The organism is Enterococcus sp. DIV0800 (assembly GCF_050559735.1).
GTDB lineage: Bacteria > Bacillota > Bacilli > Lactobacillales > Enterococcaceae > Enterococcus_A > Enterococcus_A devriesei.
On sequence record NZ_CP187898.1, the window covers coordinates 117,438 to 133,432 of the forward strand.

Sequence of the window (15,995 nt, forward strand, 5' to 3'; positions counted from 1 at the left end):
GAGAAAAATGAATCCGTTCGTCGTTGCGCATACCATTTTACTAACTTGCTAAAGCAAGAAGTAAAACTGGCAAACTGGCCTCCTTCATCAATCTCTGGTTTTCAGAGTTCCTGTTTGAGAAGGTGCTGTTCATTTATTTGTCTTCGCCAACGGCTACATCAACGTCATCTAAACGAACATAAGCGGATGGGCCGTCCATTTTTTTCTCGACTAGGCGTAAGATTCGGGTTGCGGTGAAGGTCAAGACAAAGTAAATCACACAAATAATGAAGTAAGTTTGGAAGAACATATAGTTCGTTCCGGCTGCGGATTTCCCTTGGAAGAACAGTTCAGAAACTGAAATGATACTTAATACCGAGGTATCTTTGATATTGATGACTAGTTCATTCCCAGTTGCTGGCAAAATATTCCGCAGGACTTGCGGCAAGACGACCTTACGCATTGTTTGTCCGTGAGTCATTCCGATTGCATGAGCAGCTTCGAATTGTCCTTGGTCGACAGCGAAAATCCCACCACGAACGATTTCAGACATATAAGCTCCAGTATTAATCGAAACAATAAAGAGTGCCGCAGCTGTTCGATTCAAATCAATTCCGAAGGCCATCGCGATCCCGTAATAGATTACCGCAGATTGAACGATCATTGGTGTACCACGGAAAATTTCGATGTAAGCATTTAACAACCAGCCAAACACTTTTTGTAGGCCGCGTTTTGCGCCGTTGTCTGATTCAGGCAAGGTACGGAAGACTCCGACGAGTAAACCAATCAAAGTTCCGACCGTGGTTCCGACGATCGCCAGCAGTAAAGTCACGCCGGTTCCGCGTAAGAACATAGAACCATTTTGTTTCAGGATACGAACAAATACATTTTCTTTTTTACCTGAGCTGCTAGTCGTTTCATCTGATGCGGGTTGGTCTTTAATAGCTTTGTCCATGATTTGTACTCGCTCATCTTGCGAGATGCCTGCTAAGGTTTGATTGACTTGCGCCATATCAGGATCACCCTTACGCATTCCGACGGAAACTTGCACATCTTCAGGATTGGTTTGGAATCCATTGGCTTTGTCGAATTCCACCATTTTTAAATCAGGATTGACGCTCTCAGCAGTGACCCCTTCAGGTCGTTCACTGACATAACCATCGATGGTGCCGGATTCTAAAGCGACCCGCATCGCTGGAAAATTGTCCATGGCTTCCTGTTTTTCAACGCCAGGGATTTGCGGAATCACACCATAGTGAAAGGTGCTTAATTGGGCGGTGATTTTCGCGCCAGAGAAATCTTTAATAGAGGTTGCTTTAGCGTATTTTGTATCTTTACGGGTGACGATAACCAGCTGTGATTCGTAATAAGGATCGGAGAAGTCGACTTCCTTGCGCCGTTCAGCAGTTGGGGACATACCGGCGATGATAGCATCGATCTTACCTGACTGCAAAGCGGGTAAGAGCCCGTCCCATTCGGTTTTGACAACGACTAATTTGCGATTCATTTTATCCGCGATTTTTTTAGCCATCTGAACATCATAACCGCCAGCATAGGCTTGGTCTCCTTGAATTTGTACTGCACCATTGCGGTCGTCTTTCTGTGTCCAGTTGAAAGGGGCGTAGCCGGCTTCCATGCCGACCCGTAATTCTCCTTCGGGGGTTTTAGCATCCGCGTGAGTGAGTAGCGGCGCTCCTAAAAATGAAATAAATAATGCGATAAAGGCGATAACTGAAAATTTTCTTCTATTCATAACTTTCTCCCTTTCTTGAAATCACGAGATTGGGTAAGGGTGTCTTTGAAAAATCTACGCAAAAAAAGCCGCCGATTTGTGTATAAGGCCGCTTGCAGATAATAAGAAGATGGTGTTCCCTCTCACAAAAACATAGCGCAACTTAGCATCACTGCTAAGACAGTCCGCAAGTTATTTGCTTGCGTCCCAACATACAAAACTTAGAGAATTTTGTACATTTCGGCGAAACTTCCTAGTCCTATTTCATCGTGTCTCTACACTCCATAGGGTTAATAAGGTTCGCGACCTCTACCTCATTGTACTGAGGCATCTCGTATTCAGTTATTATGTTTCACAGTCTAAAGGGTAGAAATGAAAAAGTCAATGGAAATCATTTGAAACGAACAAAAAAACGTGCGTATTTTTTAATTATTACCACTTTTTTGTCTGATTGGACAAAAAGAATCGAATAAAACCAGTTTTTATCGCGTAAATAGATTGAAGGATTTTTTTATTTTACCCTGCTTTTATACTATACTTAGTCTTGAGGTGACAGAAATGGAGATCACGATTGATCAAGGGGTACAAATGATTCAAGCGGCGCAAAAGATTACATTTTTGACAGGTGCAGGCGTTTCGACGCCATCTGGAGTGCCGGATTATCGCTCGTTACAAGGTGTTTATCAGGGATTTGAGGCGCCGGAATATTTATTGAGTAAGGATTGTTTGGTGAATGAGCCGCAGAAATTTTACGAATTTGTCAAACATCTGTATCATGAAGAGGCGAAGCCAAATGTGATCCATCAGAGGATGGCGAAATTGGAAGCGGAAAAGGAAGTCTGGACCGTTTCTCAAAATATTGATGGGCTGCACGCAGCAGCTGGTAGCCAGCACTTGGTGAACTTTCATGGCTCGCTGTACGACTGCTATTGCCGCAATTGCCAACAGTCAGTTGCTTGGCAAGAGTATTTACAAAGTGATCGCCATAAAGAGTGCGGTGGACAAATTCGACCAAATATCGTTTTGTATGGCGAAGGCTTTGAAGAGTCGGTGATCCAACAGGCAATCCATGCCGTGGAAAAAGCCGAACTTATAGTAATCGTCGGGACAAGCTTTCAAGTCCACCCGTTTTGTGATTTAATTTATGAAAAAAGCAGTGAGGCAAACGTATTGGTGATCAATCAAACACCGATCCAATTAGCTGGTCCTTATGATTTCATCCAGACAAATGGGGTCGCGGTGTTTGAAAAATTGTAGCGTTTTACTTAGATAGAGGATCAAAGCTTCATACGAATGAGGAGGAATGTGCGTGGAGTTAACTGAAAAAGAAAAAATGATCGCAGGAAAATTGTATTTTGCCGGCGATCCAGAATTATCGGCAGACCGCAGAGATGCCCGCGTAAAATTACGAGCAATCAATCAAGAGGCAGATAAAGACAAGCGGGAGATTTTTGTCAAAGCAGCCTTTGGCGGGACGAAGAAGCATGTCTACATTGAACCGTCGATTTCCTTTGATTATGGTTACAACATTTTTGTGGGAGAAAATTTTTATTGTAATTTCCACAATGTCTTTCTAGATATTTGTCCGATCACAATTGGGGACAATTGTATGTTTGGGCCGAACGTTCAATTATATACAGCCAGTCATCCGATCGAACCAGCGAAACGCAATAGCGGCTTAGAGCTAGGCAAGCCCATCACTATCGGTGACAATGTTTGGATCGGTGGTTCAGCAGTGATCGTTCCCGGCGTGACACTAGGAAATAATGTCGTCGTTGCAGCTGGAGCTGTGGTGACAAAATCATTTCCCGATAATGTCGTCGTTGGTGGCAATCCAGCACAGATCATCAAAACGATCGAGGAAGAATCAGAACAAGATGCACTCCTGCAAGCACGAGAAAAAATTGATCAGATCGATCAAAAGCTCGTGGCTTTGTTGGAAAAACGCATGTCAGCAGTCAGTGAAATTTCTGCTTATAAAGCACAAACGAATAAAGCAGTTTTAGATCCAAGCCGGGAAGATACGGTCTTGGCAAAAGTAGCAGATGCGGTGAAGGATGAAACGTATCGCGAGGCGATCGTTGAAACTTTTAAAGACATTATGAAGCAATCACGAACGTATCAAGAAGGGCGGTTGAAGACGGATGATTGAAGGCGAGCAACGTAAAGCTCAAATTTTAGCCGCTTTGCAGCAAGCAGAAAAGCCCATCAGCGCTACCAGCTTCGCTAAAAAATTTGGCGTTAGCCGACAGATCGTCGTTGGGGATGTTGCCTTGCTGCGAGCTTCTGGAGAAAATATCATCGCAACGGCACGAGGCTATTTATTAGAGCGGGAATCAGAAAAATTAATCAGTAAGATCGCGGTCCAACATGATCGCTCACAGGCGGAAACGGAGCTGCGCACAATCATTGATCAAGGCGGAGAAGTGATCGATGTGATCGTAGAACATCCCTTGTACGGTGAACTAGCCGGTGGGTTGCATTTGACGACCCAAAAGGATGTAGATCGCTTTTTGAATCAAGCTCAAAAAAATCAAGCGGCCTTCCTATCTGAATTAACTGATGGTATTCACTTGCATACGATCGCTTATGATTCTTTGGAAGATTTAGCCAAAATCAAACAAGCTCTTTCAGACAAAGGAATCTTATATGAAGAAAACCGTCACGCATAAACGTGACGGTTTTAAACTAGCTAGCTATGGGAATGATCATTAATCAATGACTAAGACGCCATCTTTTAATTTTAATGGATTCTTTTCATCAATGTGATCATAGAACATGATGCCGTTGATATGATCGATCTCATGTTGAACGACGATAGCATTATAATTCTTCAAGCGAATCTTATGTTTTTCGCCTTCTGCGTCAAAATAAGAAACCGTGATTCGAGCTGCTCGTACGACGTAGCCAGGAACTTCGCGATCGACTGATAAACAGCCTTCACCTTCTCCTAGACAAGCTTCTTGAACAGAATGGCTCAAAATTTTTGGATTGTACATCACGGTGCTGATGCCGCTCTCTGGTTTTTCCGGATCGATGCTAGGCACATGAACGGCGATGATCCGTTTTGAAATATCTAATTGGGGCGCCGCTAAACCGACACCACCGCGTAAATGTAGTTCTTCTGCTTTCTCGGGATCTTGACTATTTTTAAGAAATTGCAGCATTTCTTTTCCAAGTTCCACGTCTTCAGCAACTGGAGGAATCGGGACTTCTTTGGCGACAGCCCGCAAGGTCGGATGGCCTTCCCGAATAATATCATCCATTGTGATCATTAAAAAATCTCCTCTCAAGACATGATTTCATCACGTAAGTTTAACACAAAAAGTAAATCAGGTAAAAAAACTGTTTTTTCCAAATTCATTCCTTAAAAAAATTGTAATGATTATAAAAGACCCGCTTAAATTGCTATACAGCTTGATTTTTTAGAACAAATCAAGTAAAGTGTTAGAGTGTGCAAAGCACACCACCTATCACTTGGTTGGGCGATTCACCAACGCTTTACTCAGTCATAGGAAAAAATCAGAAAGAGGTGAAAAACATGGCAATCTCAAAAGAACGTAAAAACGAAATCATCAATGATTTTGCACGCCATGAAGGAGATACTGGTTCTCCAGAAGTACAAATCGCTGTATTAACGGAAGACATCAATCAACTGAATGAGCATGCACGTATCCACAAAAAAGACCACCATTCATACCGTGGCCTTATGAAAAAAATTGGACATCGTCGTAACTTGTTAGCTTACTTACGTAATACTGACATCCAACGTTACCGTGAATTAATCCAACGTCTAGGACTACGTCGTTAATTCGTACAACTATGAAAGTGAGGTTCCTAGGAATCTCACTTTTTTTTGACAGTTGCGCTTTTTCCAGCTTGTCTGGTGAAGAAGAAAAACAAGAAAGTTATTATAAACTATTGTTTTAGCAGTATAGCGCAATGTTATGCGTACGAATATTAAACTTATTTTTCGTGGGTTTCGAAAAAGGATTACCGTAAAACGAGTTAGCTGCACTTCAAGATCCTCGCCATTTTAAGTTGAGAATCCGCAGCGAAAATTTATTTATTGTAAGTATCTGAGTTCAACTCAGAAAAAATAAAACACCTTTGATTGGCGTGTTGTTCACTCTACTAACCAAATGGAAGTGGCTAAATAATTCAGCAAAAATGTTCGCTGTTTCCATTTGTTTAGTAGCGTCGCACTGGTCAAAGGGCAAAGGAGAAGTTATGTCAGAAAAACAAGTTTTCAAAACCACTTGGGGCGGACGCCCTCTGCAAGTTGAAATCGGTCAACTTGCCAAACAAGCCAATGGTGCTGTTTTAGTACGTTATGGCGACACGGTTGTATTAAGTGCCGCAGTTGCTTCAAAAGAAGCGAAGGATTTCGACTTTTTCCCATTAACCATCAACTATGAAGAAAAAATGTACGCAGTAGGTAAAATTCCTGGCGGTTTCATTAAACGTGAAGGTCGTCCAAGTACGGATGCAACGTTGACGGCTCGTTTGATCGACCGCCCAATCCGTCCGATGTTCGCAGATGGCTTCCGTAACGAAGTTCAAGTAACCAACGTGGTTATGAGTGTGGAACAAGATTGCTCGCCATCAATGGCAGCGATGTTTGGTTCTTCATTGGCGTTATCGATCTCTGATATCCCATTCGAAGGCCCAATCGCTGGTGTCGATGTTGGCCGCGTGAATGGGGAATACGTCTTGAACCCAACTGTGGAACAACATGCAGAGTCAGATATCGACTTGACGGTTGCTGGAACCAAACAAGCCATCAACATGGTGGAATCTGGCGCGAAAGAAGTTTCTGAAGAAGATATGTTAGGCGCCTTGCTATTCGGCTTTGACGCAATCAAAGAATTAGTTGCTTTCCAAGAAGAAATCGTTGCCGCTGTCGGCAAAGAAAAAATGGAAATCAAATTGTTGCAAGTTAATCCTGAACTTAAAAAAGAAATCTTCGACGGCTACTATCAAACAATGAAAACAGCCGTAATGACCATGGACAAATTGGCTCGTGAAGACGAGATCGAAAAAGTCAAAGAAACGGTCAAAGAAGTTTACGCAGAAAAATTTGCTAACATTGAGACAGAAGATTTAGTTCAAATTACGAAAGAAGTCAAACAAATCGCGGAAGATCTTGAAAAAGATGTGGTACGTGAATTGATCACGATCGATAAGATTCGTCCTGATGGCCGTAAATTGGATGAAATTCGTCCATTAGCCGCTGAAACGGGCTTATTGCCACGGGTTCACGGTTCAGGTTTATTCACGCGGGGACAAACGCAAGCTTTGTCTGCTTGTACGTTAGCTCCTTTAGGTGAACATCAAATCATTGATGGCCTTGGAACTGTTGAAAGCAAACGATTCATCCATCATTATAATTTCCCACAATTCTCTGTTGGTTCAACTGGACGCGCAGGTTCTCCTGGTCGTCGTGAAATTGGACACGGAGCATTAGGTGAACGTGCTTTGGCACAAATTATTCCAAGTGAAGAAGACTTCCCTTACACAATCCGTTTAGTAGCCGAAGTTTTAGAATCCAACGGTTCATCTTCGCAAGCAAGTATCTGTGCCGGAACTTTGGCATTGATGGACGCTGGTGTGCCAATTAAAGCACCCGTTGCAGGGATCGCAATGGGACTTGTCTCTGATGGTGAAAACTACACGATCTTGACGGATATTCAAGGTTTGGAAGATCACCTTGGCGACATGGACTTTAAAGTTGCCGGAACACAAGACGGAATCACTGCTTTACAAATGGATATTAAAATTCAAGGGATCACAGAACAAATTCTTTCTGAAGCCCTAACACAAGCCAAACAAGCCCGGATGGAAATCCTTGAAGTCTTGACTGATACAATCGCAGCACCACGCGAAGAATTAAGTCCATATGCTCCGAAGATTGAAATGATTCAAATCGATCCAGATAAGATCAAAACAGTTATCGGTAAAGGCGGCGATACCATCAACGGTATCATCGAAGAAACTGGCGTGAAAATTGACATCGATCAAGACGGCAATGTCAGCATCGCTTCTTCTGATGCAGAGATGATCAAGAAAGCCATCAAGATCATTGAAGAATTAACCAAAGAAGTTAAAGTCGGCGAAGTTTACTTAGGTAAAGTCGTTCGGATCGAAAAATTCGGCGCATTTGTCAACTTGATTAAAGGAAAAGACGCATTAGTTCATATTTCTCAATTAGCGAACGAACGTGTGAATAAAGTTGAAGATGTGGTTAAATTAGGCGACGAAGTACTTGTAAAAGTTACAGAAATCGACCGTCAAGGCCGGGTCAACGCTTCTCGTAAAGCAATGTTAAAAGAAGAAGAAACCAAAAAAGACGAAAAATAATTCGCTCGATGACGTTTTTCTTTGACAAATGGCTCTCTAAACCGGATAATACCTTTAAGTTTTAGGGGAGTAGCAACATAGAGTCCGCTCTATGCTTTTAGATCAACATCAAGTGCTGTGCACTGGTCTATCAGATAATTTGCAAGACCTAAACAATAGTGAAAGCTGTTGTTTAGGTCTTGTTTTTGCGAGTTGAACTTTTGCAGTTTGAAAAAGTATAGTGATACATCCTTGTGGATGGAACAAACCCCTTAGCTCAATCGTATGCGTAGCAAGGATAGGTTTATTTTTCCGGTTTTTGGAAAAATGAATTCCTTAAAACGAGCTAGCTGTCAGTTCTGCTTTTCGCAATTATCGGTAGACGTAAGCTTAGCGCTAAAACGACCAACATTTATTTTTTTAGCTTTAGCAATTATTCAACCAATTTTTTGAAGTTATTTTGATTATCGATCAGGAGCGTGTGTAATGGAAAAGAAAAAGAGTCATACAAAGAAATTATCAGCGGCAGGCTTGCTGATCGCGATGGGCGTGGTGTATGGCGACATCGGAACGAGTCCTTTGTATGTAATGAAGGCGATCTTGGAAGAAAACGGTGGAATCAGTACGGTCACCAATGATTTTGTTTTAGGAGCAGTATCGTTAGTTTTTTGGACAGTCATGCTGCTGACGACGGTCAAATATGTGTTGATCGCTTTACGGGCGGACAATCATGGTGAAGGCGGGATTTTCTCGTTGTATACTTTAGTCAGAAAAGGCGGCAAGTATTTGATTGTACCAGCTATGATCGGCGGCGCGGCATTACTTGCTGACGGCGTGTTGACCCCAGCTGTGACAGTAACCACTGCCATTGAAGGTCTGCGTGGCATTCCCGATTTTTATCAAGAGTTTGGTAATAATCAAAACATTATTGTGATCATCACGTTGGTCATCTTGCTCTTTTTGTTTTTGATTCAGCGTTTTGGGACAGATTTTGTCGGTAAGGCTTTCGGACCTATCATGTTCTTGTGGTTCACTTTTTTAGGCTTGATGGGACTGTTGAATATTCCCTATGACTTCAGTGTGATTAAAGCGATCAATCCTTATTATGCCGTGCATTTATTATTCAACCCAGATAATAAGATGGGAATCTTTATTTTAGGTAGTATTTTCCTAGCCACGACTGGTGCCGAGGCTTTGTATTCCGATCTAGGTCATGTCGGCAAAAAAAACATCCATTTCAGCTGGCCCTATGTTTTGATGTGTTTGATGTTGAATTACGCGGGGCAAGCCGCTTGGATCTTACATTCAAAAGGCAACGTATCGGTTGAAGGAATCGAAAATTTGAATCCCTTCTTCCAAATTTTACCCGATGGTTGGATGATCTTCGGTGTGGCGTTTGCGACCGTTGCCGCGGTGATTGCGTCACAGGCGTTGATTTCTGGTTCTTTTACGTTAGTTTCCGAAGCAATCAAATTAAAATTATTACCAAGAATGCGGATCATGTATCCGGGGAAAAGCATCGGCCAAATGTATATCCCGGCAATCAACCTGATCCTATGGGGCGCATGTTCATTAATCGTCTTGACCTTCCGCACGTCTAGCCATATGGAGGCGGCGTACGGTCTATCGATTACAGTGACGATGCTGATGACGACTTTCTTGTTGTATCATTATTTATTACAAACAGGGACTCCGAGAGTTTTAGCGACGGTGATGTTAATCTTTTTCGGTACGTTAGAAGGCTTCTTCTTTATCTCAAGTATTACTAAATTTTTCCATGGCGGGTTTGTCGCTGTGGCGATGGCGCTGCTGATTCTTGCGGTGATGTATATTTGGCATCGTAGCAATCGGGTGCAGGAGAATGCCAGTCAAGATGTGCGCTTTAAAGACTATTTACCACAGCTGCAAGAACTTCATGATGATGATAAGATTCCTTATTATCAAACCAATGTCGTCTTTTTAGTTCCACGTTTGGAAGGAGACGAGATTCCGCAGCAATTTATTTATTCGATTTTAGACAAACGCTTGAAGCGAGCGAAGGCCTATTGGTTCGTCAATGTGGAAGTAACCGATGAGCCTTATACCGAAGAATACAGTGTAGATATGATGGGAACTGATTTTATCGTGAAAGTGAAATTGTATCTAGGGTTCCGAATCGCGCAAGATGTAAATGTTTATTTGCGGCAAATCATCCATGATTTAATGAAAGAAGGTCGTTTGCCAAAACAGCCTCAGCATTATTCATTGACCCCGGGCCGCCAAGTCGGTGATTTCCGTTTCGTAATGATCCAAGAAGAACTTTCAAATATTACGAAACTGGCAAAATGGGATCGGCAAGTGATGCAGGCACGGCTGGCGATTAAACATCATACCGTTTCGCCGGAACGCTGGTTCGGCATCGAATACAGTGAAGTAACTTATGAGACGGTACCATTGATCGTCGGCGAAACCCGCAAAACCTGGCTAAAAGAACGCAAATAAGAATCTATCAAGGAGCTGGGACATTCATTTGTCTCAGCTCCTATTCATATATAAAGGGTGTGACAGAAGTAGCTTCTTCGGGAATAAGCTACTTCTGTCACAACTTCTTTTTGTCAGTTCTTTTTTGCATGAGACTAAAGTTGGAAGAAATGACACACATTATAGGGTACACTAGATTAAAGGAATTAAACTAGATCGTATGTGTGAAGCAACTTTCGTTAAACGAACAAGCTAGGCAAAAAAGGAGGCGACAAGATGGCACTAATTGTTTATGGGACACAATATGGTACGAGTAAACAATATGCGGAGAAACTGGCGGCAATTACCGGGGATTCAGTTATCGACAGCCAGCAATTACCAAAGGAGCTGCCTGGAACCCATGTAATTTTTGTTGGTTCGGTGTATGTTGGACGGATGACCGGACTGAAAAAAGTCTTGCAGGCTTTAGCTTCAACGAAAAATGAACTGACGATCGTGACTGTTGGGATGACGGATTCGCTTAGTGAAGAACTAGTAGCGGGGATTCATCAGCCGATTGCGGCAAAGGTGGCGGAGAAAAAAATTACTTTGCGAGGCTGCTATCATTTGCAAGGGAAAGTGAATTACGATGGGTTGGCGCTGAAACATAAACTAGTCATCAAACCGATGGTAGCAGCTTTTAAGAAAAAGCCAGCCAATGAATTAGATGAGCAAGCGAAAATGTTGCTGCAGGCTTTTGATCAAACAAACGCAAATGAGCCAGCAATCGATTTTGCTGCTTTGGCGGAAAGAATGAAATAGCTATAAAAAAAGACGAAATTCCCATTCATTGGGAGTTTCGTCTTTTTGGTTAGTGCTCTAAACCAATTTCTGAAGTTTCGATCATTTGTTGCTGTTGATCTAATTGTTTTAATTGACGCATCGCTTTGAAGTAAGAAGCTAATAAAACAGCGACCGAACCGATCCAAGCTAAGGGTGAAGCAAAAGCTGCACCGGCAAAACCAAAGGAGTGAGTCAAAATAATCGCTGCGAAGGACCGCATAATCAATTCCATCATACCGGCGATCGTTGGGATCTTTGCTTGGCCTAAGCCTTGCAAGGTATAACGTAAAATGAAAAGACCGGCCAAGACCCAGTAAAGCGAGCCGTTGATGTTGAAATACGTTTGGGCCAATTCAAAGACATGCGTCTCACTTGGAGCAACGAACAAAGAAACAAAAGCCCGACCACAGGTAATCACTAACGTTCCGGCTAAAATACTAAAGGCACCACTCATTAATAAGCCTTGCTTCACCCCTTGGATGATCCGGCCATATTGTTTGGCACCAAGATTTTGTGCCGTGAAAGTTGCCATAGTGATCCCGAAGGACATCATAGGCAGGACCGCGAATTGATCGATCCGACTTGCAGCAGCTTGGGCAGCAACGACATCCGTTCCTAAGGTATTAAGGGCCGATTGTAAAACAACGGCGCCAATAGCGATGATGGAAGATTGGAAGCCCATAGGTAATGCAGCCTTCAAATGGATTTGGAAATCTTCTTTATCAAAAGAAAAATGTTTGCGGCTGATTTGCAGCAGCGGAATTTTCCGACGAATGAACCAAACACATAATAAACTAGCAAAAACTTGAGCAATGACGGTAGCGTAACCAGCACCAGCAACCCCCATATGGAAGTGAATGATAAAAATCAAATCCAAAATGACGTTAACAACAACCGCGGAGGCTAAGAAAACTAGCGGTGTCCGACTATCACCTAACGCGCGTACCATATTAGATAAAAGATTGAAGCTCATGGAAGCGAAGATCCCAGCTAATAGAACAGAGATAAAATCTTGGGCGGGCTTCAACAATTCAGGGGGTGTTTGCATCAAAAGCAACAAGGGACGTAAGAAAATCAAGCTTAGGGTCGTCAGAATAACTGTGACACCTAGACTGATCACAATGGAGGTAGCAAAACTTTTCCGAACACCTTGTGCGTCTTTTGCGCCAAAGCGTTGAGCCGTAATGATGGACAATCCCGAAGTCAGACCTTGAGCAAACCCGATGATCAAGAAGCTGACGCTCCCCGTAGCACCGACAGCGGCCAAAGCATCTTTACCTAATGTCTGACCAACAACAAGCATATCCACCATACTGTAAAATTGCTGAAAAACATTTCCGACAAATAAGGGCAATGTAAACAATAAAATCAATTTCGCTGGATTTCCATGAGTCAATTCTTTCATTATTTTCCTGCTTTCTAAATAAATTTTCTGCTTGATATTACCACAAAATTTTCTGAAAGCAAGGGTCTGGCTCGAAAAAGTAAAAAAAAGAGACAACCCTTAAGAAAAGGTTGTCTTCTGGATTAGCGTTGACGAATTTCACTTGGTAATAAAATGGTTTGGCGACTGCCGTCATCGTATGCATAGACCTCTTGTGGGAATTCATTAGAAAAACCAAACGGCAGATCAATTCCCATTTCAACATCGTTGTCTTCTTGCGAGAAGTGCATCGTGACCCGACCATTATTGTTGATTAAATCAAAACTTAACATATTGTCTAATGGGATCAAGCCCTTCAAGTCTAAGTCAATGATATACCAGATACTATCTATCAGCTCGCCTGGCAAGCTGGACACCACACCGACAGAGGCATACCGACTTTTTTTTGAATCAAAAGTTTCAAACATAGATTTTTCCTCCTTTAGTTGGAATCACTTACTTATAGTATAACTTAAAGTAAGCTTGTAGTGACTTATTGTAATTCTTTTTATTAAAAAAGACCACTCATAGTACTTGGAGTCTGAAAAACTAAAAAACTTTCTTAAGACAAAGAGGATTGAGAGAAAATAAAAAAGAGGCGTAGCAAATGATTGCCCGCCTCATTCATTACTTATTCTGCTGCGTCTTCACCAATTACTTCTGGTTCAGCACCTTCAGCTGCAGGTTCTTCTTCAGGAACTTCTTGTGCTTCTTGGATTGATGCGATTTGTTCTTCAGCATCTGTTACGATCGTGTAGTCCGCGTTTTTAGGAAGATCGCCGATTGAAATTGAATCGCCGATTTCTAAACCAGAGATATCTACGTCGATTCCTTCTGGTAATTTTTCTGGTGTTGCAGAGATCGTTACGGTGTAAAGTGTTTGTGTTAAGATACCGCCTGCTTTCACCCCAGCAGCGTCGCCAACTAAGTTTAGTTCTGTTTCAGCTTCTGTTTCTTCAGAAAGGTTAACGGATAATAACTCGATATGTGTTAAATGACGAGTAAAGGTATCCGTTTGGGCATCACGCAATAAGGCGTTGACTTTCTTGCCGCCAAGTTCAAAAGCGAATACAGTGTTTGTTCCGTTTTCCCGAAGTAATTTTGAGAATTCACGTTCGTCGATAGCGATCGGTGTGCTTTCCACCTTGTAGCCATTTACGACTGCGGGAACTTTTCCTTCGTGACGCAATTTGTTGCGTAGGGAACGGGGACGTGTTGCTCTTTCTTCTACTTTCAATGATACTGCCATAACCAAATTCCTCCTTAAAATGTGACTGTCTATGGTTGACCAGACAGGTTTTATTCAAGTGATGGGTTATTCTCAGCACGATGGCTTTACGTAAAAATACGCAAAAGGACAGCTGTTTACGCAGCTGTCCCAAAAAAGTCTAAGTTCAACTTTCTCTACCAGGTCATTACGCTGTGTATGAGAAACCTTTGACACGTAACGTGTCGATTCACTTAATTTTTAATGCAAATCTCTGACTTGCATAATTAAATTCTAGGACTTCTGTCATTAAAAAGCAAGCGGAAGGGGTTCGAAAAAAGGTTTTGGGTTTCTTTTAAACGAGTTGGAATATAGGTCTGAGCCTTGTGTTCAAGGGATTTGACTACGTATCTTTTAGTTGCGAAAGTTTTTTAAAAAAATGGTTCCAGCCGTGGCATTGTAAAAGAAAATCAGACACATTTCTACTAATTTTGGAAAAATCGCCGCTTTTAGCTGAGATAGCTGGAAAATTTCTGTATAATGAAGCCGATATGTTTGAAGGAGTTTAGCCATGCGTTTAGATAAATTAATCGAAGAACAATTACACACGAGTCGCAAAGAAATGAAACGACTCTTTTTAAGTAGAAAAGTTTTGATTGATGATCAGTTGGAAATGAATCCTCAGCGGAATGTGGATAGTCGGCTGCATAAGATTGAAGTCGCTGGACAACTGCTACAAACCAAGCATGTCTATTATTTGTTGAACAAACCGGCGGGGGTAGTCACTGCCAAAAAAGACGCACGGTTTCAGACAGCGACTGAATTAGTCACGAAACATGAACGGCCGGCGGATTTATATCCGGTGGGTCGACTCGATCGCGATACGACTGGTTTATTATTATTAACAGATAACGGCCAGTTAGGCTATGCTCTTTTACAGCCGGGCTCAAAGGTTGAAAAAACCTATCTTGCCACTGTGAATGAAAAAGTTACGGCTGAGGATGTTGCCGCTTTTGCACAAGGAATCGTTTTTCATGGTGGGATTGTTTGCCAACCTGCCAAGCTAGAGGTTCTGTCTGCAGGGGCGAATGAATCCCGCGTTCGTTTGACCATTCAAGAAGGCAAGTTCCACCAAGTCAAAAAAATGTTCTTAGCCTGTGGTAAAAAAGTCACGGCTTTATCACGCGTAGCAATGGGTCCCTTACGTTTGCCGCCGGAACTTTTGGCGGGGGAGTATTGCGGGTTAACAGAATCAGAATTACAACAATTAAAAAAATATTTTAGATAGAAGGTTTGTTTATGTGTTACGAAACAATTTTATTTGATATTGATGATACCTTATTAGATTTTAAAGCAACCGAAGAGCAAGCGTTGAGCTGGCTATTCCAAGACATGGGTGTGGAACCTTCGCTGTCGGTCAAAAATGCTTATAAAAAAATGAACCAAGGTTTTTGGCGAGATCATGAGGCTGGATTACTTTCACGGCAGGATTTGTTAGACAATCGTTTTCGCTTATTTTTTGAACAATATGAACGAGAAGTCGACGGCCCAAAAACAGAAGCGCGCTATCGTCATTACTTAAATCAAGGCCACCAGCTGATGGAGAACAGTTTGGAAGTCGTTCAGCAATTAAGCCAAAAAGAAGAGCTGTATGTTGTGACCAATGGCGTCTCTGCCACGCAGCATCAACGCCTGGAAAAGTCTGGTTTGGCTCCCTATTTCAAAAAGTTTTTTATTTCTGAAGAGATGGGCGTGCATAAACCCATGAAGGAGTTTTTCGATCAAGTCTTTGCTGAGATTCCTCAAATCAATAAAGAAAAAACTGTGATCATTGGCGACTCCTTAACGTCGGACATCAAAGGTGGACAGATGGCAGGGATCGATACGATTTGGATGAATCCCGCGCAAAAAGCGGCAACGATCATCGAACCAACGTATCAGATTAGAGAATTAACCGACCTTTATCAGATTTTAGAAGATTTTTGATATTTTGATAGTAATTTGACCGTGTTTCGCTATAATAGGACTAATGA

The 15,995-nt window shown here is 42.1% G+C and carries 14 protein-coding genes and 1 riboswitch; of the genes, 9 read left to right on the forward strand and 5 right to left on the reverse strand.

The window, feature by feature from the left end:
- Nucleotides 1-133 precede the first annotated feature (133 nt).
- A complete protein-coding gene (locus IGI54_RS00570) occupies nt 134-1,732 on the reverse strand; it encodes an ABC transporter permease subunit (protein WP_430620858.1) in 1,599 nt (532 codons plus the stop codon).
- A 125-nt stretch (nt 1,733-1,857) separates the two neighbouring features.
- Nucleotides 1,858-2,031, reverse strand: a riboswitch (Lysine riboswitch).
- Between the two features lie 238 nt (nt 2,032-2,269).
- Here IGI54_RS00570 and IGI54_RS00575 point away from each other — a divergent pair.
- The 3 genes from IGI54_RS00575 to IGI54_RS00585 are packed head-to-tail and all read left to right on the forward strand — an operon-like array spanning nt 2,270 to nt 4,383.
- Complete coding sequence (locus IGI54_RS00575; RefSeq protein ID WP_430620859.1) at nt 2,270-2,968, forward strand: NAD-dependent protein deacylase; 699 nt, start codon at nt 2,270-2,272, stop codon at nt 2,966-2,968.
- A gap of 52 nt (nt 2,969-3,020) precedes the next feature.
- Nucleotides 3,021-3,863: a chorismate mutase gene (locus tag IGI54_RS00580; RefSeq protein WP_311900355.1), complete on the forward strand. Its 843-nt coding sequence runs from the start codon at nt 3,021-3,023 to the stop codon at nt 3,861-3,863.
- Entirely contained in the window at nt 3,856-4,383 is a 528-nt protein-coding gene (locus tag IGI54_RS00585) for a transcription repressor NadR (RefSeq protein ID WP_216429773.1), read from the forward strand. Before IGI54_RS00580 ends, IGI54_RS00585 begins: the two co-directional genes overlap by 8 nt.
- Before the next feature lie 39 nt (nt 4,384-4,422).
- Here IGI54_RS00585 and def read toward each other — a convergent pair whose 3' ends face one another.
- Nucleotides 4,423-4,986 carry a peptide deformylase gene (gene def, locus IGI54_RS00590; RefSeq protein ID WP_071861746.1) on the reverse strand — a complete coding sequence of 188 codons (564 nt, stop codon included), beginning with the start codon at nt 4,984-4,986 and terminating at the stop codon, nt 4,423-4,425.
- A 266-nt stretch (nt 4,987-5,252) separates the two neighbouring features.
- On the opposite strand from def, the gene rpsO reads away from it, so the two are divergent.
- The 4 genes from rpsO (at nt 5,253) to IGI54_RS00610 (ending at nt 11,311) form a co-directional block, all read left to right on the forward strand.
- Nucleotides 5,253-5,522 (forward strand): 30S ribosomal protein S15, encoded by a 270-nt coding sequence (gene rpsO / locus IGI54_RS00595; RefSeq protein ID WP_071861745.1) that lies wholly within the window; start codon nt 5,253-5,255, stop codon nt 5,520-5,522.
- Nucleotides 5,523-5,941: 419 nt separating this feature from the next.
- Nucleotides 5,942-8,071, forward strand: a complete 2,130-nt coding sequence (gene pnp, locus IGI54_RS00600; protein WP_430620860.1) for a polyribonucleotide nucleotidyltransferase — start codon at nt 5,942-5,944, stop codon at nt 8,069-8,071.
- Between the two features lie 465 nt (nt 8,072-8,536).
- Nucleotides 8,537-10,531, forward strand: a complete 1,995-nt coding sequence (locus IGI54_RS00605) for a KUP/HAK/KT family potassium transporter (protein ID WP_430620861.1) — start codon at nt 8,537-8,539, stop codon at nt 10,529-10,531.
- 255 nt (nt 10,532-10,786) lie between these two features.
- Complete coding sequence (locus IGI54_RS00610) at nt 10,787-11,311, forward strand: flavodoxin domain-containing protein (RefSeq protein WP_430620862.1); 525 nt, start codon at nt 10,787-10,789, stop codon at nt 11,309-11,311.
- Between the two features lie 49 nt (nt 11,312-11,360).
- Here IGI54_RS00610 and IGI54_RS00615 read toward each other — a convergent pair whose 3' ends face one another.
- The 3 genes from IGI54_RS00615 to IGI54_RS00625 all read right to left on the reverse strand — a co-directional run bounded on the left by IGI54_RS00615 (nt 11,361) and on the right by IGI54_RS00625 (nt 14,004).
- On the reverse strand, nt 11,361-12,737 hold the full coding sequence (locus IGI54_RS00615) for an MATE family efflux transporter (RefSeq protein WP_071861741.1): 1,377 nt from the start codon (nt 12,735-12,737) through the stop codon (nt 11,361-11,363).
- A 122-nt stretch (nt 12,738-12,859) separates the two neighbouring features.
- Nucleotides 12,860-13,183, reverse strand: coding sequence for a DUF960 domain-containing protein (locus IGI54_RS00620; protein ID WP_137613112.1), 324 nt, complete (start codon nt 13,181-13,183; stop codon nt 12,860-12,862).
- A 203-nt stretch (nt 13,184-13,386) separates the two neighbouring features.
- Nucleotides 13,387-14,004, reverse strand: coding sequence for a 50S ribosomal protein L25/general stress protein Ctc (locus IGI54_RS00625; protein WP_071861739.1), 618 nt, complete (start codon nt 14,002-14,004; stop codon nt 13,387-13,389).
- Between the two features lie 529 nt (nt 14,005-14,533).
- On the opposite strand from IGI54_RS00625, the gene IGI54_RS00630 reads away from it, so the two are divergent.
- Nucleotides 14,534-15,250 carry a 16S rRNA pseudouridine(516) synthase gene (locus IGI54_RS00630; RefSeq protein WP_430620863.1) on the forward strand — a complete coding sequence of 239 codons (717 nt, stop codon included), beginning with the start codon at nt 14,534-14,536 and terminating at the stop codon, nt 15,248-15,250.
- 11 nt (nt 15,251-15,261) lie between these two features.
- Nucleotides 15,262-15,948 (forward strand): YjjG family noncanonical pyrimidine nucleotidase, encoded by a 687-nt coding sequence (locus IGI54_RS00635; protein ID WP_430620864.1) that lies wholly within the window; start codon nt 15,262-15,264, stop codon nt 15,946-15,948.
- The last annotated feature ends 47 nt before the right edge of the window (nt 15,949-15,995 follow it).

Excerpts from the sequence above, each read along its gene's own strand:
- IGI54_RS00570 (WP_430620858.1), bottom strand. The coding sequence starts at position 1,732 with ATGAATAGAAGAAAATTTTCAGTTATCGCCTTTATCGCATTATTTATT.
- IGI54_RS00575 (WP_430620859.1), top strand. The coding sequence starts at position 2,270 with ATGGAGATCACGATTGATCAAGGGGTACAAATGATTCAAGCGGCGCAA.
- IGI54_RS00585 (WP_216429773.1), top strand. The coding sequence starts at position 3,856 with ATGATTGAAGGCGAGCAACGTAAAGCTCAAATTTTAGCCGCTTTGCAG.
- def (WP_071861746.1), bottom strand. The coding sequence starts at position 4,986 with ATGATCACAATGGATGATATTATTCGGGAAGGCCATCCGACCTTGCGG.
- rpsO (WP_071861745.1), top strand. The coding sequence starts at position 5,253 with ATGGCAATCTCAAAAGAACGTAAAAACGAAATCATCAATGATTTTGCA.
- pnp (WP_430620860.1), top strand. The coding sequence starts at position 5,942 with ATGTCAGAAAAACAAGTTTTCAAAACCACTTGGGGCGGACGCCCTCTG.
- IGI54_RS00605 (WP_430620861.1), top strand. The coding sequence starts at position 8,537 with ATGGAAAAGAAAAAGAGTCATACAAAGAAATTATCAGCGGCAGGCTTG.
- IGI54_RS00610 (WP_430620862.1), top strand. The coding sequence starts at position 10,787 with ATGGCACTAATTGTTTATGGGACACAATATGGTACGAGTAAACAATAT.
- IGI54_RS00615 (WP_071861741.1), bottom strand. The coding sequence starts at position 12,737 with ATGAAAGAATTGACTCATGGAAATCCAGCGAAATTGATTTTATTGTTT.
- IGI54_RS00620 (WP_137613112.1), bottom strand. The coding sequence starts at position 13,183 with ATGTTTGAAACTTTTGATTCAAAAAAAAGTCGGTATGCCTCTGTCGGT.
- IGI54_RS00625 (WP_071861739.1), bottom strand. The coding sequence starts at position 14,004 with ATGGCAGTATCATTGAAAGTAGAAGAAAGAGCAACACGTCCCCGTTCC.
- IGI54_RS00630 (WP_430620863.1), top strand. The coding sequence starts at position 14,534 with ATGCGTTTAGATAAATTAATCGAAGAACAATTACACACGAGTCGCAAA.
- IGI54_RS00635 (WP_430620864.1), top strand. The coding sequence starts at position 15,262 with ATGTGTTACGAAACAATTTTATTTGATATTGATGATACCTTATTAGAT.